General features: G+C 34.8%; 18 protein-coding genes, 1 tRNA gene and 3 pseudogenes. 9 read left to right on the top strand and 13 right to left on the bottom strand.

The genetic code is table 11. From position 1 onward, the window contains the following. Nucleotides 1-4: 4 nt before the first annotated feature. Both NBW37_RS02885 and NBW37_RS02880 read right to left on the bottom strand, forming a co-directional pair. On the bottom strand, nucleotides 5-664 hold the full coding sequence (locus NBW37_RS02885; protein WP_250296829.1) for a conjugal transfer protein TraJ: 660 nt from the start codon (nucleotides 662-664) through the stop codon (nucleotides 5-7). 49 nt (nucleotides 665-713) lie between these two features. Then, nucleotides 714-1,148, bottom strand: a pseudogene (locus NBW37_RS02880) (hypothetical protein); the annotation flags it as partial. A gap of 51 nt (nucleotides 1,149-1,199) precedes the next feature. Between NBW37_RS02880 and NBW37_RS02875 the strand changes: the two are divergent. Next, a protein-coding gene (locus tag NBW37_RS02875) for an IS5 family transposase (RefSeq protein ID WP_250295841.1) occupies nucleotides 1,200-2,026 on the top strand; the annotation gives its coding sequence in 2 pieces (ribosomal slippage) (nucleotides 1,200-1,587 and nucleotides 1,587-2,026; 828 coding nt in all). Between the two features lie 16 nt (nucleotides 2,027-2,042). Here the strand turns inward: NBW37_RS02875 and NBW37_RS02870 are convergent. The 4 genes and pseudogenes from NBW37_RS02870 to NBW37_RS02855 form a co-directional block, all read right to left on the bottom strand. Beyond that, a pseudogene (locus tag NBW37_RS02870) lies at nucleotides 2,043-2,396 on the bottom strand (hypothetical protein); the annotation flags it as partial. 73 nt (nucleotides 2,397-2,469) lie between these two features. Next, on the bottom strand, nucleotides 2,470-3,291 hold the full coding sequence (locus NBW37_RS02865; RefSeq protein ID WP_250296824.1) for a DNA polymerase III subunit delta': 822 nt from the start codon (nucleotides 3,289-3,291) through the stop codon (nucleotides 2,470-2,472). A 17-nt stretch (nucleotides 3,292-3,308) separates the two neighbouring features. Beyond that, on the bottom strand, nucleotides 3,309-3,896 hold the full coding sequence (locus NBW37_RS02860) for an L-threonylcarbamoyladenylate synthase (RefSeq protein ID WP_250296822.1): 588 nt from the start codon (nucleotides 3,894-3,896) through the stop codon (nucleotides 3,309-3,311). 110 nt (nucleotides 3,897-4,006) lie between these two features. After that, entirely contained in the window at nucleotides 4,007-4,486 is a 480-nt protein-coding gene (locus NBW37_RS02855; RefSeq protein WP_250296821.1) for a hypothetical protein, read from the bottom strand. Between the two features lie 75 nt (nucleotides 4,487-4,561). Between NBW37_RS02855 and miaA the strand changes: the two genes are divergently transcribed. Beyond that, nucleotides 4,562-5,464, top strand: coding sequence for a tRNA (adenosine(37)-N6)-dimethylallyltransferase MiaA (gene miaA / locus NBW37_RS02850; protein ID WP_250296820.1), 903 nt, complete (start codon nucleotides 4,562-4,564; stop codon nucleotides 5,462-5,464). A 22-nt stretch (nucleotides 5,465-5,486) separates the two neighbouring features. Here miaA and iscX read toward each other — a convergent pair whose 3' ends face one another. The 3 genes from iscX to rpsD all read right to left on the bottom strand — a co-directional run bounded on the left by iscX (nucleotide 5,487) and on the right by rpsD (nucleotide 6,443). Next, nucleotides 5,487-5,702 carry a Fe-S cluster assembly protein IscX gene (gene iscX, locus NBW37_RS02845; RefSeq protein WP_250296819.1) on the bottom strand — a complete coding sequence of 72 codons (216 nt, stop codon included), beginning with the start codon at nucleotides 5,700-5,702 and terminating at the stop codon, nucleotides 5,487-5,489. Nucleotides 5,703-5,732: 30 nt separating this feature from the next. Beyond that, a tRNA-Leu gene (locus NBW37_RS02840) sits at nucleotides 5,733-5,819 on the bottom strand. Nucleotides 5,820-5,828: 9 nt separating this feature from the next. Then, a complete protein-coding gene (gene rpsD, locus NBW37_RS02835; RefSeq protein WP_250296818.1) occupies nucleotides 5,829-6,443 on the bottom strand; it encodes a 30S ribosomal protein S4 in 615 nt (204 codons plus the stop codon). A gap of 105 nt (nucleotides 6,444-6,548) precedes the next feature. Between rpsD and NBW37_RS02830 the strand changes: the two genes are divergently transcribed. The 4 genes from NBW37_RS02830 (at nucleotide 6,549) to tsaB (ending at nucleotide 11,489) form a co-directional block, all read left to right on the top strand. After that, a complete protein-coding gene (locus NBW37_RS02830) occupies nucleotides 6,549-8,657 on the top strand; it encodes a transketolase family protein (protein WP_250296817.1) in 2,109 nt (702 codons plus the stop codon). Between the two features lie 222 nt (nucleotides 8,658-8,879). After that, nucleotides 8,880-9,500 carry a hypothetical protein gene (locus tag NBW37_RS02825; RefSeq protein ID WP_250296816.1) on the top strand — a complete coding sequence of 207 codons (621 nt, stop codon included), beginning with the start codon at nucleotides 8,880-8,882 and terminating at the stop codon, nucleotides 9,498-9,500. A 271-nt stretch (nucleotides 9,501-9,771) separates the two neighbouring features. Next, nucleotides 9,772-10,902: a cation:dicarboxylate symporter family transporter gene (locus NBW37_RS02820; protein ID WP_370273136.1), complete on the top strand. Its 1,131-nt coding sequence runs from the start codon at nucleotides 9,772-9,774 to the stop codon at nucleotides 10,900-10,902. Beyond that, nucleotides 10,902-11,489, top strand: coding sequence for a tRNA (adenosine(37)-N6)-threonylcarbamoyltransferase complex dimerization subunit type 1 TsaB (gene tsaB, locus NBW37_RS02815; protein WP_250296814.1), 588 nt, complete (start codon nucleotides 10,902-10,904; stop codon nucleotides 11,487-11,489). The genes NBW37_RS02820 and tsaB overlap by 1 nt, the downstream gene beginning before the upstream one ends. On the opposite strand, the gene NBW37_RS02810 is transcribed toward tsaB, so the two are convergent. After that, nucleotides 11,484-12,107, bottom strand: coding sequence for an AAA family ATPase (locus tag NBW37_RS02810; protein WP_250296813.1), 624 nt, complete (start codon nucleotides 12,105-12,107; stop codon nucleotides 11,484-11,486). The two genes, tsaB and NBW37_RS02810, sit on opposite strands and share 6 nt — an antisense overlap. Before the next feature lie 265 nt (nucleotides 12,108-12,372). Here NBW37_RS02810 and NBW37_RS02805 point away from each other — a divergent pair, with 265 nt between their 5' ends. Next, nucleotides 12,373-13,080 carry a class II aldolase/adducin family protein gene (locus tag NBW37_RS02805; RefSeq protein ID WP_250296811.1) on the top strand — a complete coding sequence of 236 codons (708 nt, stop codon included), beginning with the start codon at nucleotides 12,373-12,375 and terminating at the stop codon, nucleotides 13,078-13,080. Between the two features lie 275 nt (nucleotides 13,081-13,355). Here the strand turns inward: NBW37_RS02805 and radC are convergent, their stop codons facing one another. Then, nucleotides 13,356-14,030 carry a RadC family protein gene (gene radC, locus NBW37_RS02800; protein ID WP_250296983.1) on the bottom strand — a complete coding sequence of 225 codons (675 nt, stop codon included), beginning with the start codon at nucleotides 14,028-14,030 and terminating at the stop codon, nucleotides 13,356-13,358. Between the two features lie 477 nt (nucleotides 14,031-14,507). Between radC and NBW37_RS02795 the strand changes: the two genes are divergently transcribed. Further along, the gene (locus NBW37_RS02795; protein ID WP_250296810.1) at nucleotides 14,508-15,614 is read left to right on the top strand and encodes a D-alanyl-D-alanine carboxypeptidase family protein; all 1,107 of its coding nucleotides are present in this window, start codon (nucleotides 14,508-14,510) and stop codon (nucleotides 15,612-15,614) included. Between the two features lie 268 nt (nucleotides 15,615-15,882). Here the strand turns inward: NBW37_RS02795 and NBW37_RS02790 are convergent, their stop codons facing one another. Beyond that, nucleotides 15,883-18,630: a PD-(D/E)XK nuclease family protein gene (locus tag NBW37_RS02790; protein ID WP_250296808.1), complete on the bottom strand. Its 2,748-nt coding sequence runs from the start codon at nucleotides 18,628-18,630 to the stop codon at nucleotides 15,883-15,885. A gap of 99 nt (nucleotides 18,631-18,729) precedes the next feature. Between NBW37_RS02790 and NBW37_RS02785 the strand changes: the two genes are divergently transcribed. Beyond that, nucleotides 18,730-21,867, top strand: a complete 3,138-nt coding sequence (locus NBW37_RS02785) for an AIR synthase-related protein (protein ID WP_250296807.1) — start codon at nucleotides 18,730-18,732, stop codon at nucleotides 21,865-21,867. 942 nt (nucleotides 21,868-22,809) lie between these two features. Here NBW37_RS02785 and NBW37_RS02780 read toward each other — a convergent pair. After that, nucleotides 22,810-22,986: pseudogene (locus tag NBW37_RS02780) on the bottom strand (Rpn family recombination-promoting nuclease/putative transposase); the annotation flags it as partial. Between the last annotated feature and the right edge of the window lie 10 nt (nucleotides 22,987-22,996).

Genomic DNA, 22,996 nt, shown 5'->3' with positions numbered 1-22,996 from the left:
GTGATTATCTGTATTTATAACCATTAACAATAAATTTAAATGGTATTATACCAGCCAGAGTTGCTTTTATATTCGACAAAGTGAAGCTAATCTCAACAGCCTGATTTTTCACCTCCTTATTTTGCTCGGTTGCAAAAACTACAGTAGCATTTCCAGCAAATGTAACTAGGTCCTTGGTCGATCGGTCAATAGATAATGTTATTACGTTTATGTTGGTAATTTTTCTTTTGGATGAAACAGCTTCATTATTCGTTTTTTCCTGAAAGCCTTGATAGATTTTATGTATAGAATTGTTTCTTATAAAATTTTCTTGGTACTTTGGTTCAACGATCTTAATGGACTCATATATTTCGATGTATTTACTCATTAAGTACCTCGCTGTGGAAGTGTATTCATCTTCCTTTTTACTGAAACTAAGCTTATGCATTGCAGAGAACTCATCTTCTGTGTGGTTCATGTACTTCACAAAATTTAAATCTTTTTTAACAGGAAATAACAGGTATATGTTTAATATTAATAAACATAAGCATACTAGGAGAAGCGATACTATTAATGCCATCCAAGATCTTTCTGCTGCACAAAACAGATATCTATGGCAGTACCATTCGACTGCTTTACTGAAATAACTTTTGTTTTTTACTGATTCAAGCAATTTATCTTCCATAACACAATGCTACCAGACCTAACTATAATGACAATAACTCTAAAAAACTTTAAAATATGTCTAAATTTTCCCAAATAGGATGAATGATTATATCACCTTGTTCTGCAATGAGGTAGAATTTATCGACTTTGCTCACATCTATATTTATCATTTTTACACTGAAATTTTCAGGATTGTAAATATTACTTTCAGCACTTTTGTGGTAATTATAATAGTGTAATTTATTTTGATCATCAAAATAACCAAATTCATCAGCGAAGGTTCCCACTTTACCACTTTTGACTAGCCTAAATAGATCAATTACATGGTTTTGGGATCCAGGCTCAATAGGACCTTCTGCAGCAAAAAATTTAGGTGCATGACCAACATATTCCTTAAATTCTAGATTATGAGTCTTTTTTATACTACCAAAATCCACAAATTTATATTCATCTGAAATACCAGAATATTGTGGATCATACTTTTTATATTCAAAAAACTCATTAGACTTCTTTCAAAATTGAGGGAGAGAGAGTAAGATCAAGTATTTGGAAGCATGAAATATAAGGAAATAGAAAAGTTAGAAGGAGAAAAGTTTCGACGTTTAACGGGGGTAAAAAAATCAACATTTAAGAGAATGGTAGAAATTCTAGATGAGGAGGATAAAAGGAAAAAAGCTAGAAGTGGAAGAAAAAGCAAACTTTGTATAGAAGATAGATTACTTATGGCACTGGAATATATGAGAGAATATCGTACATATTTTCATATAGGACAAAGTTATGGCATGAGTGAAAGCAACTGTTTTAAAATAATAAGGTGGGTAGAAGACACATTAATAAAACATCCAGATTTTGCATTACCAGGAAAAAAAGATCTATTAAATAGTAATGTAGAATACGAAGTTTTGGTAATAGATGGAACTGAAACAGCAGTAGAAAGGCCAAAAAAAAGCAAAAGCGCTTTTACTCTGGAAAGAAAAAAAGGCATACTATAAAAACACAAATAGTAACAGAGAAGAAGAGTAAAAAGGTCGTATGTACATCTTTCTCCAATGGTAGAAAACATGATTTTCGGATGTTTAGAGAATCAAAGATAGCAATATTACCGCAAACTAAGATCCTAGCTGATTCTGGTTACAGAGGAATGCAAAAGATACATAAAAATGTTGAATTACCACATAGAAGATCAAAAAAGAATCCTTTATCAAAGGAGAAAAAAGCAGAAAATAGATCTCTCTCTATACGAAGAGTGGTAGTTGAAAACGTAATCGGCTTATTGAAAAGGTTTAAAATCATTTCTGACAGATATAGAAATCGACGAAAACGTTTTGGCTTAAGATTTAATTTGATTGCCTCTATTCACAATAGAGAGCTCCTTTCATGAATTTTGAAAGAAGTCTATTACCTAAAAAATTACAAAACGTTAATTTATAATCATCGTGATCGGATTTAACAACTTTAAGGTAATGAAAATCTCTAGGAATCTTTACTTCCTCTTCCGTGATATGATTGCGTACAACAAGCTCACCATTTAGCATATGATAGCCAATTTTTGGCAAAGTAGCTATATTGATTGCCTTGTTTAGCTTAAAATTTGCTTCATAAATGCCACTTAATAACTCCTTTCCTTTTTCTAAGGTGATGTCTTGATCTGAAGCTATATTCTTAATTAAGCTTAATTCTTTCTGCATGTTCAGTATGGCTTTTGTCAAAACTTCTATTGATTGCCATACAGTTAATTTATTATCAGTCAAATTATATACTTCAAGAATTAAATTAACAGGATTTTATCATGAATTTATGTTAAAAGTATTATACTTTGTAAACTTATGTCATGATATTCACTACATTAGCTAAAACATGCTTTTTATCTAAGTGGAGTTGCTTAGCAATAACAAAAAGTTCATCTATTTTTTTCCACTGACTTAGCAGAATTTCAACATCATTTACCTCTCTCTTTATGCTTTCTAAAATGAAGGCCTGAATTATATATGATGCTAATTCTAGTTCGATTTCGCTATTAATTACTTTATTAATCATATTGGGATTCTTTAAATCATGAAGGAATTTATAAAAGCATTTGTATGCTTCATAAGCATCACTACTTATTGCATTTATTATCATTCCTGGCGTTCCAGGAAATAAAGTAATCATTTCGTCAAACGTTTGATCATCAAATTTACATTGAGATGAAGCAACTTGCTTTGTTTCGTCATAAGTAAGTGGAAGTAAATTCAGCTGGAAGCACCTACACCAGATAGTAGTTTGTATATCATATTGCTTATGGCTAATTATAAATATCTTAGAATTTTTTGGCGGCTCTTCTAATATTTTCAATATTGCATTTTTAGCGTTATTAGTCATTGCCTCTAAGCTATCTATTATAGCTATTTTGTGTTCTGATTGAATAGGACTTAAGTGTAGAAAGTTTTTCATTTCTCTGACTTTTTCTATTCCGATAGTATCACCTTCAATAAGGTGTAAGTCCAATGCTACTTCATTATAGCTTTTTATGAGTAACCAATTGGAGAAGGATTTTGCAAGTGTTGCTTTTCCTATACCTTTTTTACCACAGATCAGCCAAGACTGAACAGACAAGTTGTTCATTAATTTTTTTTTGGCTTGGTTGTGACCTATTACTTTTTTCATTCTTTCTCCTATAGATCTTAGTTTGAAAATGCGTTGTTTACTGTTTGTAATGAAATTGCACCTTCCCTTAAAACCTTAATCTTATCTTCGGTTAAGTCAATAATAGTAGATTCTGTACCAGAAACTAGTTCATCATCTTCAATCACTACAGATAAATGTTGCTTAATGGATTGTGGTATATCGTCTGCCTTACATACACTTTTTTTTCCTGAAATATTTATACTAGTTGCAACTATTGGAACTTTCAGTTTATTTAATATTGAAATTGCAATAGGATGCTTAGGGATTCTGATGCCTATACTGTCTTTAAAGAACTCGTTTGGCAATATATTGTTGTTTTTAAGTGGTAAAATATAGGTAATTGGTCCAGGAGAAAAGTGATTTACTAAACCAATATACTTTTTCTCTAGCTTTGCTATTTTTGTCAAATTGTAAATATCACTAACAAATATGGAGAGAGGCTTATTTTGAGAGCGTTTCTTTATCTGATATATTTTTCCTATAGATTCATTATTGAGTGCACTACAAGCAAGAGCATACACTGTTTCTGTTGGAAAACACACTAACAAGTTATTCTGTATTGCATTTATTATTTTAGATATCATACAGCTAAAAACTTATTCATAACAACTAGTGTTGCATTGTATCTTATATAGTAACTGCTAGTTTTTGTGAATATAATACAACGCAGCTTACCATTTGTTATGCAGATTTGCTACAACCCAAACTCCTCATTGATTTTATCAACTATTGCCTGTGGTGGATCCTCTCCCCATCCTGAATATAAAATCTCTCCATAGTCTGCAACATCTATAGAACCAGTTCTGCTTTTTGCTAGAAACATTTCTCTTTTCTCTTTATCAACCAGTACATAATGCCACGCTGATTTTCCACGATCTTTACCACGGACTAAATATATGAGATCTGATCTACTTCTTCTTGTTGCATCAGCAAAAGATCTTTCATTAACAGTTCTGCTTTTGCTTTTGATACCACCGCTTTCAGAAAAAGCTTCCTTAGATTCGGTTTTTTTGCCTGCTAATTCAGAAATTTTTCCTTTTTCCCCTAATGCACGTTCTTTGGTGTTTTGAGATGAATACTTGCTGGAAAAACCTTCTCCTGAAGCATTTCCATTATTAGAAATCCTGTTTGCAAAACGCTTAGCAAATGAATCATTATCGTTTTTTTCTGCCATAAAAATCTCCAAATTTTAGATTGTAGGAACCAAATTTTTACTACACTCTATCATACGTTAATTAAATTAATATAAATGAAAAATAATATAGTAATTATTACAGGAATTACAGCCTCAGGTAAATCAGAATTGTGTGATAACTTGATAAAAGAATATAATAATATCAGCATAATAAATTGTGATTCAAAGCAGGTATACAAAGAAATTCCCATAATTACTGCTCAACCGCCAAAGCAAGAAGAATTTTATAAACTATATGGTTATGTTTCAGCAAAAGAAAATTATTCCGTGGGTCTATGGTTAGAGGATTTAGAAAAAGAAGTTAATCACGCATTAGAAAATGCTCAAATACCTATCATCACTGGAGGAAGTGGGCTCTACATTAGCAGCTTAATCAAGGGCTTATCATCAATTCCACAAATAAGTCAGGAAGTGAGGAAAAATGTAAGTGAATTAAGCAAAAATTTAAGTAAAGAAGAGTTCTATAAGTTAGTGCTAAGTAAAGACTCAAAAATTCAGGGTAAAATATTCATGAATGACTTGCATCGCCTTTCAAGGGCACTTGAAGTTATCACCGAAACTGGCAAGTCAATTTTTGTGTGGCAAGAACATAGACAGCCCCCCTTATTCAATAATTTTAAGATACACACAATTTTGCCTAAGCGTGAAAACGTATATCAAAAAATAAATTCTCGTTTCATTACAATGGTTGAAAATGGAGCAATTGATGAAGTAAAGAAGCTACTTAGCATGAAACTAGCTCCACATTTGCCAGCTATGAAAGCACACGGAGTGCCAGAAATTATAAAATACTTGAAAGGTGAGATTAATTTAGACGAAGCGATACAAATTGCTCAAACAAACACAAGACACTATGCGAAACGTCAATATACTTGGTTTAAAAATCAGTTCCCAAATTCTGTAAAAGAATTAAAACTAATATCAAGCTGTTGTTTAATGCTACTAATATTTTTCTGAAAAGCAATAATTGCAATAGAAATCACGTTTGCGTATGGTTTATTGCTAATCTTTCCTCAATCCAAGCTGCTTGAATGGCTTCGAGTATTTTTTCGTTACAGCGTTTTTCATCATCATCAAATTCCTCTAAACTCAAGACCTTTTTTTTAAGCTCAGTGAATCTGATACTAATTATATTCTCATCTGGAAATTTTTCCTCCAGAGCTTCTACAATATCTTCTATATCAAGCCATTTCATACTTTTTTGTATTTATCTGCTAAGTTAAATTGGTGCCCATGGGGAGACTTGAACTCCCAAGGTCGCAAAACCCACGGATTTTAAGTCCGCTGCGTCTACCGATTCCGCCACACGGGCTTTTTTTATCTATCTAGAGTAAAACTCTATTACTAAATTGACTTCCATGTCTGCTGAATAAGGAACCTCAGAATATTGAGGCGACCTCAAATATTTCACTGAATGCTCTTTACTATCTGCTTCTAAATAATCCGGGGCCTTGCGCTCTTGTCTTTGCGCAGTCTCTACTACTATAGGGATTTTTGCTGCCCTTTCTCTTATTTTTATTATATCACCTGGTTTCACTCGATAACTCGATATGTTAACCACCTTATCATTAACTGTAACGTGCTTATGAGATATGAGCTGCTTTGCTGAGTAAATTGTTGGAACAAGACCAGAGTGGTATAAGACAGAACTTAATCTCGATTCTAAGATACCGATAAAATTATCAGCCGTATAACCCTTTCTGTTATAAGCATCTAAAAATGTACGTCTGAGCTGCTTACTTGAAATCGCGTAGTAAAACTTAAATTTCTTATGTGCAGCAAACTGCTTACCAAAGTCAGATAACTTCTTAAATCCAAGAGTACCATGTTGACCTGGAGGGTATTTCCTTTTGTTTACTGGGTCTTTAGCTCTACCCCATAAATTTACACCAAGTCTACGGCTAATCCTATACTTTCTAGTGATAACAGTTGTCATATAAAAACTCTCACGATTTAACTTTAGATTATTAAGGATTTTAGCACTCAGTGTCAACTTGTTTTTGCTGATATAATCTTTTATACTTTATTTTTAAGTTTTTCTATGAATCATCTACCTTTGGAATCTATGGCAAACGCCATCCGTTTTTTATCAATTAATGCAGTACAAAAAGCAAACTCTGGGCACCCAGGTATGCCACTTGGCATGGCAGATGTTGCAACTGTTTTGTTTGCTAAATATCTGAATCATAATCCTGATGATTCTAAATGGTTCAATAGGGATCGCTTTGTTTTATCAAACGGTCATGGGTCAATGTTACTATATTCAATATTATATTTGACAGGTTATATTAGCATAGATGAGCTAAGGAATTTCAGGCAACTCACATCCAAGACCCCAGGTCATCCAGAGTTTGGCTTGACTTCCGGAGTAGAGGCAACAACAGGCCCGCTCGGTCAGGGGTTTGCCACTGCTGTTGGTATGGCACTTGCTGAATCAATCCTTAAAAAGCAATTCAGAATCAATCACTACACTTACGTAATGCTAGGGGATGGCTGTCTTATGGAAGGAATAAGCCATGAAGCAGCATCACTTGCTGGGCATCTTAAATTGAATAAATTAATAGCCCTTTTCGATGACAATGATATTTCTATAGATGGCGCTACTTGCCTTTCCTGCTCTGATGATGTAGAGAAACGCTTCTTAGCGTATGGATGGAATGTTGACAAAATTGATGGCCATAATTTTGATGCCATATCCCTTGCAATAGAGCAAGCAAAAAAGTCTGATAAACCTACAATGATCTGCTGCAAAACCATTATCGGAAAATTTTCAAGCCGTGCTGGCACATCCTCTGCTCACAGTGGTGCTTTTTCGGAGGAAGATATCAAACAGATGAGAGAGAAATTAAACTGGAATTATGAACCATTTCATGTACCAGAAGATGTGAAAAACGCCTGGAAGAAAACTGTTGAGAGAGCAAAACAAAATTACACGATGTCATTCCAGCGCGTGACCAGGAAAGAAGAAAAACCAGTGTCAGCTACTTGGATGACAAAGAGTGAAACTGGGATAACAGAGGATTACGCAGAACTTCAAAAACAGCGTTTGCCGGATAATATCAACAATTCGGTGTCATTCCAGTGCGTGACACTGGAACCTAGTGAAAATAAAGAACTTCAAAGACGGTTAGATAAACGTCTGCCAGATAATATCGCTGGTGTTTTAGCTGACCTGAAGAAACAAATATGTGAGCTAATGCCAAACGAAGCTACTCGATCTTCTTTTGGCAGAGTAATGGAACTTTTAACACAACATATGCCGGAATTAATCGGCGGTTCTGCTGATCTTACCGGGTCAAATTGCACTAAATATGAGCACATGCAGGTAATAGATAGCAATAATTATAATGGCTCTTATGTCCACTATGGAGTGAGAGAGCACGCTATGGCAGCATGTATGAATGGTATGGCACTTCACGGCGCGATTCTTCCTTATGGCGGCACTTTTTTGGTATTTTCCGACTACTGTCGTCCTGCTATACGTCTTTCAGCTTTGATGAAACAGCAGGTTATGTATGTCATGACTCATGACTCAATTGGAGTGGGAGAAGATGGCCCAACTCATCAGCCAATAGAACATTTAGCCTCTCTTCGTGCTATACCAAATTTGTATGTTTTTAGGCCAGCCGGTGCAGTTGAAACTCTAGAGTGTGTTAGCATTGCACTCGAAAAAAAAGAGTCACCTGCACTGTTTGCGCTTTCAAGGCAAAACGTAAGTTACATGCATTTTGATATCGATCAATCTGCTAATCTATCGAAGTTTGGTGCATATGTTTTGTGTGAATGTTCAAAAGAATTAAAAGTGACAATATTTGCTACTGGATCTGAAGTTGAAATTGCAGTTGAAGCAAGGGAGAAATTGCAGGAAAAAGACATAGGTACAAGGGTTGTTTCTATGCCATGCTGGAGGCTTTTTGACGAGCAAAGTGATGAATATAAAGCGGCGATATTAAATAATGACAGCATCAAAGTTGCAATTGAAGCCGGAAGTGAAATGGGTTGGCATAAATATATAGGTTCAAACGGTATATTTATTGGCATGAAAAGCTTCGGAGAATCAGCACCTTATAAAACACTCTATGAGCATTTTAATATCAGCGCCGATCATGTGGTAAAATGTGTGTGTGAGAAACTGGTTTACATTCAGTAGACCTCTTGTATAACCATATGAAAGCCCACTCTTCTTTGTCATTCCAGCGCGTGACGTTATTTCCATCCAAGATGGTGTCCTTTGTCTGTCGAGAAGGCAATCTTTCGCTTGCCTGCAACTTTGAAGGGATTCCTTATTTACTTCAAACTTGTCCATCAACTAAAATATATTGACTTTACATGCAATATTAGCTTTAAACCAGTAAAACAAGCTGCTTAACATATGCGTTTTTTCTATTCTAATTACATTCTTTTTTTATCTTCATGTTGTTTTCTGCTTTTTTCGTTACCTTCAACAAAAGCCCAAACGAATGATACGTCAGTTGTTCCTATACCACAAAGGAAAAAAGAATTGGTTGAGCACACTGTTGTAACACAACCGAGGCAAATTATCGAAATGCAAGAAGAAGCCATTATTAACGAGGGTAAAGAATTCATTCCTGTTCCAAAAAGAAAAAAAAGTGTAGAGAAGAAACTAAGAAGGGATGTTAAAGAGGCAAAAAATGAAGTAGGAAACGAAAAAAGCGTTGAGAGCAAAAAGGATGAATTAGTTGTAACAGAAATTATTAACTCTATAAGAGACAAACTTACAAAATGCTGGAGCATTCCTGAAAGCATAGCTTACAAAGAAAATTTTAGTATAAAAATCAACTTATTGTTATCCAGTCAAGGTGAGATAATTATGGCCGATGTAGCAGACAGTGATTCCTATCGAAATAATCCACTTTTCAGGTCGATAGCAGATAACGCAATGCGTGCAGTATATAAATGTAGCCCATTAACCGGCTTGCCTACTCAGTACCACCACATTTGGCGTGAAGTAACACTGGACTTTATTCTATAGGTAAAGTAATTGCAGCTGCATGAATGTTGTGAACGTCACATTTCACATGAAAATGTAATTCAATCATGGAATTGCGTACAAAATAGATTCCAGATACAAATGTCATGCTACTTGGGTAACATCTTTCCTAGTGGACTAAAATCAAAACTGTACGCGCGGAAAAGCTGCTTGTCTTTCATAATGTTTCTTAGCAATAGGCAGTTTTGCTTTACTTAACAACTAACTTACCATATATATGTCCATAGAACATTCCCAATTGGTATATAAGAACGTGCTACAACTACTAATCTTACTCACGGTCATCACTTCAGCTGCATTCTTTGGTCATTTAGTTCCAATGGAAATAAAAACCTTCTTGTACTCAGTGAGCCTTAGTATAAAAGAGGTTTTGCTATTTATAATGCCTTTTGTTATTTTTGCGTTAATCTTTAGCAGTGTTAACAATCTTAAGCAGTCAGCTATAAAGTTTATATTATTACTTATTATAATGATCTTCTTATCGAATCTGGCTTCAAGTTTAATAGCTTATTCTGTTGGACATTTTATCATACAAAACACTCATTCAATACAAGACATAACGTATGAAGAAACAATTGTTCCTTTATGGTCGTTTAGGCTGCCGCTACTCCTTTCTAATTTTTATGCCCTTGCTTGTGGATTTGTATCCAGCATAGTAGTGTCCACATTGCTACCTAAGAAAAGCAAAGAGCTTTCGAACAAAATGTTAGATTTAACTCTCTTTATTTTGAAGACGTTTTTGACGCCGATTATTCCAATATTTGTACTTGGGCTTGCTTTAAAAATGCAGCATGATCAAGTTTTATCTATAATATTTAAGGATTACTCAATAATTTTCATTATTATAGCATCTGCAACCTACCTTTATGTTTTCCTCTTATATGGAGCAGCAAATTCATTCAAGATCACAAGCTGGATAGCTAGTATAGGCAATATGATACCGGCATTTATTACTGCGATGAGCACAATGTCTAGTAATGTAACTATGCCGCTTACTCTTGAAGGAAGCAAAAAAAATGTAAAGCAACCTGATATAGCATCGTCTGTTGTACCAATAACTGCTAGCTTTCATTTAGTAGGTGATTGCTTTTTTATTATAATATTATCAATGATAATTGCCTCTGGTTATTCATTGTACACAACAGACTATGTAACTTTTCTTCTCTATTTTTTGTTATTTAAGTTTGCTATCGTTGCAGTGCCGGCAGGGGGAATTATGGTAATGCTACCTATTCTTGAGAAATATCTCAAATTCTCTCCAGAAATGCTTTCATTAATTACAGCATTGTATATAGTGTTTGATCCAATAATCACTTCAGCAAATGTTATGGGTAATGGTGCCTTTACTATGATGTTTGCAAAACTCTATGATAAGCTTAAGTAATGTCTATTTTAGCGATTGATACTGTAGGTATTGGTAGTTCAATAGCAATAGTTGATTATGATGGTAATTGTTTTGTAGAGCGCAATTCCACCAGCAATAGTCATGCAGAATCATTTTTTAAAACTTTAAATACTTTATTTAATAAGCACAATTATAACTACGATAAAATAGACCATTTAGCGGTAGTAGTTGGACCAGGAAGTTTCACTGGAATTAGAGTTGGTATATCAGCTGCACAAGGTATAAATCTTGCTACAAATAAGCCGTTATACGGAGTTAGTGCGCTGGAAGTTCAAGCCTATGCAATATCTTTGCTTTGTACAAATAGCAAAAAAAATATCAGAGCTATAATCAAAAATGCTCAAGGGTTTTATACGCAGTTATTTGATTTCAATTTATTGCCATTATCAGATCCATCTACAGCGCATTACGATCAGTGTCTGGAAGCAGAAATTACATATATGGACTACAATTTAAATGCTAGCCATGCAGGACTATTAGTTCATTATAGACTGAAGAACAAGCAAAAATTAAATGAAGTTGAGGCTCTATATTTAAATGAGCCTCAGTATATGAAATTGCTATAGATTATTCTTTTGCATACACGCAATTTGGCTAAGCTTGTACATCTGGTTTACTATCTCTTGAGCTACTTCTTTTATACTCATATTTGAATTTTCTATCTCTATGGTACCAGGTGGTATAAATGAATCGTTAGTCCTCAATTTCTCTATAACGCTATTTACATTAATCACCCTCCTATTTTTTCTTTGCTTTTTTAATGCAATACGCTTTTGTAATGTCAGTAAATCGCACCTGAGTACTACAGGAAGGATTTCTGTGCCCATTTTTTTACTAAGCCTTACTATTAAGTCATACATCCTCATATCCTGGTCATTATTTTTTGTTAACTCATCAATAAATATGTAATTTTTTGAATCAATTGGATAATTTTCTATTGCCTGAAGCATAACTTGTGTAATGCCATATATTCTCTCTTGAACTTCTTTAGGAATTTTATCATGTTCAAAGACACCATTGTATATAGAGCAAATTTGAGTGTTGTTAGAGAAGCTACTATCTACAATTAATGCGTCTATCATACTGGATAATTCTATTGCTGTGGAAAGTTTACCACTTCCTGAAAGACCAGAGAGGTATATGAAAAATCCTGTTAGCTGTTTTTCTGTATTAATATTTACCATATTATCTTTAATATTAAAATCTACACTTATAATAACATAAAAATGAAGCTTTCAAACATATGAAACATTATATAGAAAATTATTTTTATGGTTAAGATATTATGTAATTTAGAAAGATAAACTCTATATAATAACGATAACTATTTTTAAGCAAGTTACAACACAAAAGTGTTTGGTATTCAGAAAGCAAGACGGAGTGGCATAGACTTATTAGTTTACTACAAGCCTTTTTTCGTGTATAAATCTTCAGAGGATTTTAACAGTGATGTTAACAGAAAGCAAAGTAAAAAGGGATCTGGTTTACGCCTATCAAATTTTGTCCTACCTTAAGCTGGATGACCATACATACACTCATCTCTCGGTACGTTCTGAAGATCAAAAGTCGTTTTATGTTTACCCATTTGGTATACGCTTTAGTGAAGTAAATGAGAATTCATTGATGAGAGTATCACTTGATGGAAATGTAATTGAGGGTACAGAATATCAATATAATAAAACTGGCTATGTAATCCACGGTTTTATTTATCAAGCAAGAAAAGACATTCAAGCAATTTTTCATCTGCATACACCCTCTATTGTGGCAGTTTCTTCTCTCAAAGATGGGCTGATTCCTACAAGTCAATGGGCACTGCACTTTTATAATAAAATATCTTACCATGATTATAACTCCCTGGCACTCTCTGATGCAGAAGGAAAGAGACTAATAGCTGACCTGAAAGAGAATTTTGTGATGTTAATGCGTAATCATGGATCCATAACGTGTGGTCGGACTATACAAGAAGCAATGTTCTACACATATCATTTAGAACAAGCGTGCAAAACTCAATGTTTAGCGTTAGCAATGAATAAGGAGTTATCAATTCCAAGTGAAGAAATTTGCTCAAAAGCTGTAAAGGATCTCCTATCTTTTGAAAGCAATCTTGGTGAGAGGGATTGGCACGCATGGGTTAGGCTACTTAAAAGTAAGTTATAAGAGGCTTTTTGCACTACTATCTTCCATCCCATTTCTTGTTATCCAAGTGCCCTTTTCTTGTCATCCTAGTCTGGGATCCAGGAATTTTATTAAGGTATAAAAGTAGCCGTTTTATGTTAAAACACAATATTCTTGATGAGATTACGGCAAGGCTGGATTCCAGACTGGAATGACAAGTTCTCGGCAACCCCTACGTCATCCCGTCACGGTATCTCTTAGCCGCTAACACGTAGCGGGATGACGATTGTCCTAAGTTACTGTAGCTATAAAAGCTTTCACAATAACCTATTTTCCTTGAAACTAAAATAGCTACTGAATGTAATAATAATGTGGTCTATTAATTCTATTCCTATACTTTGGCAAGCTTCTGCTAGTTGTTTAGTGAGAGATATATCGCTATTTGAAGGTTGTGTATCTCCGCTTGGATGATTGTGAGATATTACAATGGATGTTGAACCAATCAAAAGTGCGCGCTTGATGATCTCTCTGACATAAAGAGGAGTTTGATCTACTGTACCAATGTTTTGCAGGTCTTCCGCTATTAGACGGTACTTTTTATTCATATAGATGACGCGAAAATTTTCCTTATTGAGGCTTCCTATACTTATTCTTAAATAATCAAGCAATTTTTCCCAGTTATCGATTATAGGCAGGTCTTTTATTTCTTCTCTTGCAGAGCGAACGAAGGCTTGTTTTACACAAAAGATGGCAGATATCGCTGCATTGCTGACACCATCAACGTTTTGCAGCGCTTCCAGGTCAGCATTAAAAACTTTATTCAAACTGCCAAAATTTTCTATCAAACTCTTTGCCACCGGTTTTACATCAATTCTACTGTATGCTGAATATAAAATGTGCTCTAAAACCTCATAATCAAGTAATGATTGTCCATTATCTAAAATAATTTTCTCCCTTAGGCGCTTTCTATGCCCCTTTTTGTAATTTTTCATCATTAATGAATTTGTTTATCTCTTGTATAATAAGAAATTAGATTTTTAAGTAAAATATTTAATAAAACGCATGACGCACAATTGTAAATTTTTAAAGACAGTAAATGGTGTCATGAAAGTAGCTGACACTGGTTCCTTTATGATGGCAGCGCCCTCTTCTTGTCATCCGAGCAGCCTCTTTTTTGTCATTCCAGTGCCTCTATGATGTCATCCCAGTGCGTGACACTGGGATCTAGTTTTCTTTACAAATTCACCAAAAGTGTTTCATTCTATAACGCAAAACCCATATTCACAAAACCCAATGCATTACTTGCAGTCTAGATCCCAGACTGGGATGACACTTTCCGTATAAACATTAACCAAACGAAAAAAAAGGCAAAAAAAACCTAAAAAGGAATTTTTATGCAAGAGATCTATTGAAATGCCCCTGTAAAGTTATACTATTAATTAGTACACTATAAATTTAAAATTATAGATATGTTAAGCAGATTGGTAATTTTGCTATTAGTTTTTATACTTCCTTTTTCTTCATACTCATACCAGTTTAGAACCAAAGCAAAGCAAGCAGTAGTTTTAGATTTGGCTTCAGACTCGTTCATTTTTGACCATAATTCTGATGAAAAAATGGCCCCATCTTCAATGAGCAAGCTAATGACTTTATATGTAGCATTCGATTATCTAAAAGCTGGAATAATACACATGGAGGATAAATTTCGAGTAAGTAGAAAAGCGTGGGAAAGAAAAGGCTCTTCTATGTTTTTGAAAGAAGGTCAATTTGTTACAGTGAGAGAATTACTTGAAGGAATTACAATAGTTTCAGGTAATGATGCCTGCATAACACTAGCCGAGGGCATTGCAGGATCAGAAGAGAATTTTGTGGCTGAAATGAATGAGGTTGCACAAAATTTGAATCTGAATGACAGTCATTTCGTCAACTCAAGCGGGTGGCCAGATGAAGATCATTTTATGAGTGCAAAAGACTTGGTAATGCTGGCAAAAAGGATTTTCACCGATTTTCCTGAATATTATGATTTATTTTCTGAACAATATTTGACATATAATGAAATTGTACAAAAGAATAAAAATCTTCTACTTTTTCACGATATTGGGGTTGACGGTTTAAAAACCGGTTATACAAATGCTGGCGGTTACGGCATTGTAGCATCTGCAGAACGAAATGATAGGAGAATTTTTGCTGTCGTAAATGGTTTAAACACTGAGAAAGAGCGAATAGAAGAAGCAAAAAGACTGATACAATACTCCTTAAATCATTTTAACACCAAGAAAATATTCGCTAAGGATAGCGTAGTTGAGGAAGTAAATGTTCTCTATGGAAAAGATAAAAAAGTGCCTATTACAGTTGTAAACGATGTTACCATAACTTACAACCGCAAATTGCATGACCAAATTAAGGTGCGTATTGAATATAAAGATATGATACCTGCACCAATTAAAAAAGGTCAAGAAGTGGGCAAAGTTTTTGTAGAAATACCAGGCATTGAACAACAAACTACACCACTTTATGCAGCAAATGACGTGCAGAAATTGAATTTCGTAGAAAAGTTTTTTAGGATGTTATTTTAAGTTTGATATTAACTTTCAAAATAATTTCGAAAGAGAGATCTATTGCACTTTAGTGTAGTTGCTTTATTTTAGTTACATTCGGGATTATAGGATTAAAATTGTTTGGTACATAGTCCGAAGTAGCTGCCAATGGCGGCTCTTGCCGAGAATTTACGGCAATTACAGGAGTATAAAATGCTACTTAATGAACAAATTTACTGCAATTGGTATGCTTAAATTTGAAATATTCGCATAAAATTATTTACCCTGTTACCACACATGACACCATTTACAACCACTCCCCTACCCTTTCTAGTTGTTTATAGCTGTTAAACCTTAGGAATTTATCGAAATACGGAGAGGCAATAAAGGGAATAGTATCTCTTAAATAATTAGATAAAAAATCTGGCAAATCATTCTGAAATTCTCGCATTTTTTGTCTATAATCTCGTAAAGAAATAACTTTTATTTTATCATAATCAAGTTTCCAATAAGCAAGTTCTGAAACTTCTCTTTTTGTTATATGTTCTACCGCTAAGGCTTGTAAAATTAATTGCGGAAAAAATCCCGACATTACTTCTTCATTGGAAGGTGGTGTACCAAGCTTATAGTCTATAATTGCTACTTGCCCACTTGGTAGATACTCAACTCTATCACATCTTGCTGTCAGTAAAATTTCTTGAGGGATAAGATCTCTATTTGTCATCCAAGCAGTTTCATACTGATCACAAGAAATATAGGTTCCAGCGTCACGCGCTGGAATGACACCAATATGGAATATCGGACAGGAAAAGCTCTTTTCCAACTCAACATAATTGCTTCGAGTCTCATCAAATTCGACAAAAATCCTTTGCAGTCTTACCCACCACATATTTGAAAAATTAAACTGACTAGTCGAGAATGCTTCTCGTGCAATGCTCATCAGCGACTTTTTGTTGCGTAAATATCTTGCAAGAATGTTGTGTACCATAGTGCCAAATTCCAATATTGATGGCTTAAAATTCAAGTCTCTTAATTGTTTAAGGCCCAGTATATATTCAACGTAAAATGAATAAGGATTACGAATTAGCTTTTCTATTGCACTGCAAGACATCACCTGCATTTTTTCTTTTCTAACTTCGGTTTGAGGTTTTGGCATAGGCTGAGTACATGGAACAGTACATTCAGGCGTATTTAATATCCTTAGCCAATCACGATACGGCTGCTTCCCCTCCTTGAGCAGAATTTCCAAACGCTGCAATAGAATTGGTTTTCTATGGCTTAGCGATCTTGTAATATAAACCTTACTTGTGCAAAACAAATTGCGCAGAATATACAAAAAATACCCCTGCTCTTCTTGCGCAGAAGGAAGGTTAAATTTTTCTCTCGTAAGTGCATTCAAAAGCGGACTTTGAAAGCTTGGCGCTTCATTAAATCCAGCAAGTATTACAACTTTGTTGTGATATAAGCTGAATTTATTCAAGTCACTTGCTACAGAGAAAAACTCTTTCTCTAAAAATAAGGTCAGAATTTGGCTATATAACTCTAAGGAGCATTTAATTCCTACACCTTCACATGCATTTGAGAAATTACAGGTAAAATTACCTATTTCACTGTTTAGCTCTGAAAAATTTATACCAGATAGCATATTAATACACTGCAAATGAGTTGCCACCATATCAGAAATAGGGCAATTTATAGAATTAAGTAAAAGATTAAGTATAGCCTCTAACTTACTGATAATAACTAATATATCTTCTTTATATTTTAGCTTTTTATGGGCATTGATAGCATTTATAATATCACTCAGGCCATTTGTACTAAAGTTGCGTAATATCTCTATTTCAAATTCAGATAAAATCTGAGAGTACTCTTCTTGAGTGTAACCAAAATTAACTAACCTATGTTTAAGGAGCGAAAGTAATGACACACTGCTCCAATTTGAGGTCAAAACTTCGATACTGTAAAGCAGAAGCGTTATATAAGGGTAATTTTCCGGTATGGCACTGTGTTGCCTTGATAAACATGCTATACGAGCTGCAAGTAATTTATCAAAGACGACCAAAGAAACATTTTCATAACCTTCATTTTCTATAATTAATGATGTCACTTGTGCTTCTTCCTCTCTGGAATCACAAGTGATGACTTCAATATTTTCAATTGATCTACCACCAATTTTGCTCAGATCGGCAGTTGTATCAAAGATACAATCAAGATATTCCGCAGAACCTCCTGTCATCCCAGTGCCCAGACACTGGGATCTATAGATTCCAGCGTCACGCGCTGGAATGACACCAATGTGTGCTTCTGGCAGAAAACTAACATCTCTTCTATCTACATTTAGATAATCGAGTAGATCTTTCAGGCAATATTGATAGTGTTTTTTATCAAGCAATTTCCAGTCTTTCTCTTTAATTTTCAAATTCAGGTTAGGCAAAATTATTTTTCCAAATGGCAGATCATATATAGCCTTAATTAACGACTTATCCTTTCCAATTCCAACAAAGATTATATGTTGGTCTTTTTGTAAAGAGATTATCATATTGTTTATGTAATCACTCTTATGTTTTAATATTTCTACTACTTCTAAATCTTTTAAAGTTTTACTCCAAGTCTCAATAAGTAAGCTTATGAAATTCTCTATTTTTTTTGAATGCTCATCAAATTGATAACAATCCGTTGTTTGGGTAGATTGAAGCAGTGATGGCAGGCTATAAGCTAAATCAATTGGAAAATTGTCGTTATTTTTTCTATTCCATTCCAATATGAATTGAATGAGTAGCAGCGTCCTTTTTGTTGGCTTGATAACTTTGACTCTATCAAGATTTAATATTAAATCCTCCTCATCGATGTTCTCTAGCGAAACTATCTCTGGCAAAATTATGCATTTTTTAGCGTTATGATTCTTGAATGCACTCAGCAGCGCTATTACATCCCTCTTGCAAGGAAGTATGATTTTTACTTCAGGAATTTTTTCTCTTTCATATTCAGAAAATATGTGCTGAACCAGCACATCAAAAAGAGATTCATCCACATTAACGGTAAAAACTCTTCCCACTAACAGTAACAATTAATACAATATTTAATTGTATAGAAATTATTCAAAATATAAACGTGCTTATATGCTATTATATATTAAAATCTTTTATAACATTACATGACAAACATTAGAATAGAAGTTTTAAATAAATGTGAGCAAATTGGCCGCAGATGGTTAGTTAACGTTTACTCGATTTACATACGCAAAGGATTACCATCCAAATTATATGAAGAAATTTGCGGGCTATTTTATAATAAAGTCATACAAGACTGCCGTTATTATTCCTACAATAAAAACCTTGAAGAAGTTCCGTATGATTTCATAGAACCACAAGCAAAGTGGGGCTTGGAAATAAGCTTCTTACCTGGCATGACCGACAATGTAGGCAACACAGTGAAACAAATTGTTAGAGAATATTTAATAAGCAAAGGCTATATCGATCCATCTGTCATGCAAATTTCCCCCTCTGTCATTCCAGCGCGCGACGCTGGAATCTCTAGATCCCAGTGTCTGGGCACTGGGATGACGGACGAAAGGGCTGGAATGACACCAATTGAGATTAAGGTAAGAAGTTCAAAATTGATTTTGGGTAAAGGAAGCATGCCAACCGAAGATTATATAAAGCAAGAATTCAACCCTATCACTGAGTATTGCACACTTATCTGTAAGAACTATAGCTGGAAATATTATGGTAAATATAAGTCATTAAATACCCACTCCGGTGTCATTCCAGCGCGTGACCAGGAAAAAAAAGAATGGATTCCAGTGTCAGCTACTTGGATGACAAAAGAAGGGGCTGGGATGACAGAAAAAAAGGCTGAGATGACAGGAGAAAGCACTGGAGTAACACCAAGTAGCAATGGAGCTAAATCTGTTGATTTAAATGTAAGTGACCAAGAACTTGAGAAAATCAGCAGAGATGGAATCGATGGTAATGGCACTTTAGGGCTCTCGCTGGCAGCAATGAAAGCTATAAAGGATTACTTTAAAAAACTTGGTAGAAATCCATATGATATTGAACTTGAGTCTCTGGCACAGACTTGGTCTGAACATTGTAAACACAATATTTTTTGCTCCCCTATTGATGAAATAAAAGACGGTCTATATGCTCATTATATTAAGCGTGCAACGCGTGAGATAAATTCTGACATATGCGTGTCAGTTTTCTCCGACAACGCAGGAGGAATAATTTTTGATGACGATTACTTGATTGTAGACAAAGTTGAAACTCACAATAGCCCTTCAGCTCTTGATCCATTTGGTGGAGCAATGACCGGAGTGCTTGGAGTAAATCGTGATATAGTTGGTTTCGGGAAAGGCGCAGAGCCTATAATGAATACCTATTATTTTTGCTTTGCCAAAGAAGCAAAGGGCAAATTTTATAGGGATAAAGAGCGCACTGATGAGATCTTACCGCCAAAATATATAATGAAAGAAGTGATCCATGGCGTTAATGTTGCTGGTAACTGCTCTGGTATTCCAACACAACTTGGATCGGTATATTTTGACGATAGATTTTGTGGCAAGCCGCTGGTCTTTGTTGGCAGTGTCGGAATTATTCCGCGCAGTATAAATAATGTACCTTCACACATCAAAGGGCCTAAAAACAGCGATAAAATCGTAATTATTGGTGGAAGAGTTGGAAGGGACGGAATTCACGGTGCAACGTTTTCTTCAGAGGCTTTATCGGGAAACAGCCCTTCAACAATTGTGCAAATTGGTGACCCTATAACACAAAAAAAATTATCCAATGCCGTCATAAAAGCAAGAGATCTTGGTCTTTATAATGCAATAACAGATAATGGAGCAGGTGGGCTGTCGTCGTCTATTGGTGAAATGGGAAAAGACGGATTTGAAGTTGATTTGAGCAAGGTTCTCCTTAAAAACGATGGTATGGCTCCGTGGGAAATATGGATATCAGAATCACAAGAGAGAATGACCTTAGCAGTGCCAGAAGAAAATCTCCCTATATTTAAGCAAATCATGAAAAAACATGATGTGGAAGTCAGCGTAATTGGAGAGTTCAATGAGAGCGGTAAAGCTGTTGTTAAATGTTCTAAAGGGAAAGTAATAATGGATATCGGAACTGAATTTCTGCATGATGGTAATCCTAAAGTGCATTTACAGACGAAACCGTGGTCTAAGGGGCTTCCAGCGCTATGCGCTGGAATGACAACAAGTTCGCCTTCTTTAGCAATTGAACTAAAAGAAATGCTGAGCAGAGCAAACATTTGCAGCAAAGAGTTCATAGTGGTGCAATATGATCATGAGGTTCAAGGGTCGTCAGTGCTGAAACCACTGCAAGGTAAGGGAAGAGTGTGTAGTGAAGCTGTTGTCTCAAGGCCAATCCTTTCTTCAAATAAAGGTGTTGTAAAATCGCAAGGATTTGGCTCAAGTTATGGAGAGATTGACACTTACCATATGGCAGCATGTGCAATTGACACCGCGATACGCAACTATGTAGCTGCAGGAGGAAATATAAATCATCTAGCGTTGCTCGATAATTTTTGCTGGTGTGATGCTTATAATCCAGAAAGGTTGTGGCAACTAAAGAAAGCTGCGGAAGCTTGTTACGACTTTGCAACTGCATTTAAAACGCCATTTATATCCGGAAAAGATAGTATGTTTAACGACTTTAAGGGATATGATGAAAATGGCGAGAAAGTGATGATATCTGCACCACCTTCATTACTCATCTCAGCAATTGGAATTATAGAAAATATTGAAAATGCGGTATCGCTTGATGTAAAAATGCCGGGGGACTTGATATATGTGCTTGGTACAACCCACGATGAGCTTGGTAGATCTGAATATCAGCTATACAGTGGAATAGGTAATAACAACGTACCAAAAGTTGATGCAAAGAGCGCTAGGAAGTTGTATGAGCGTTACAACCAGGCAATCAAAGATGGCATAATTGCCTCTGCAATTGCACCAAACTTAGGCGGATTAATTATTGCTCTGGCAAAATCGCTAATTGCAGGAGATCTTGGCGCTGAAATCGACCTTTCACTAGTGCCAATAGGAGAAACACAAAATACAGATATAATAAATCGGATAATAATGTTTTCTGAATCGCAAAGTAGAATTTTGGTTACTATTGCACCACAAAGCCAGAAGAGGTTTGAAGAATTGTTTGAAGGCGCGGTTTATTCATGTATTGGTAAAGTAACAGAGAAAAAGGTGCTAAACATAAAGGATGTTTTAAAAGTAGATCTGAAAGATTTGGGAAATAGTTATAAATATTTTTTTTGATTATGCTAAATAACTCTTCCACTATGTGCAATATTTACTTAAAATGAACGTATATTATTAAATTTGGGTAGGTAACTATGTCTATTTTATCGATACTCTTGTTTATAAGTCTTTCTTTACTCAACACTTCAAATAAATTGATGATATGTGCTGCCTTATTTGTGGGAGCTGCTTTAGTTGTAAACTCAATGGTTGAATTTTATGGCAGAAGCAAAGCTACATACAGCTTAATAGTGTGTACAGTGATATGCTGTCTTTTTAAATGGCAAAGTTTTAATTTGATGATATTGATTTCATATACTGCAATTTTAGTATCTCTTCTCTCAAGCATAATTATTTTTGAAAAATTGAGGTCCAAATTGAATTTTCATATGGCAAATCTCATTACTTTAATTATAGCATCAATGGTTGACAGTGCCGTTGTATGTGTTGGATTACTATACAAATTTTCTGCAGGTAAATGCTTATCAATATACATTAGGGATTTGATTTTTAAGTTTTCTTATGCGTCGATATTGGGTATCTGCTTGTTTGCAGGAATGTATTTATTTTGCTTGGCGAACAAGAAATATTTTAAGATTTCCACATAACCTGTTTTCTGATAGCAGCTCTAAAAGGATGCTAGCCAATGGAGAAATAGAGTTTTTGACCGAGGTATCCGTTCAGCCAATGGCGTCAACTTAAGGAAAAATATCGGTGATAGTGTATAAAATTTCTCTCTAAAATTTTTACCATTAAATTACCTAAAAGCTGCAATAAATAGCACTTTTGTTGCTGTTTTATTTCAACAAAGAAGTCTAAATGTCCTTAAGTTGACGCCATTGTCGGCTCAGCTAAGCGGTGTGAGAGACGATAGATAGTATTCTGTTCACAGATTTTCACTTAACTCTTCAATCTTACTCATGGAAAGGCCAGTAAACTTAACAATGGCATTGACATCAATTCTGTTGTTTCTTCTGCGTACTTAAAAAAAAAGCACCAGCGCTCTACTGTGCTTGTTAATTGTTCTACTTTGTTTTTAGGAAATTTAGGTAGTTCGATAAATACAAATTGAAAATCTTGTAAGTCGTGCTCATTAGTTTCATCATCTCTTATGGTATGACTAGATATATAATTGATACCAATCTCC

This window comes from Wolbachia endosymbiont of Oedothorax gibbosus (assembly GCF_936270145.1).
Taxonomy (GTDB): Bacteria; Pseudomonadota; Alphaproteobacteria; order Rickettsiales; family Anaplasmataceae; genus Wolbachia.
Note: the sequence above shows the minus strand (reverse complement) of the source record. Positions and strands in the feature narration are given on the sequence as shown.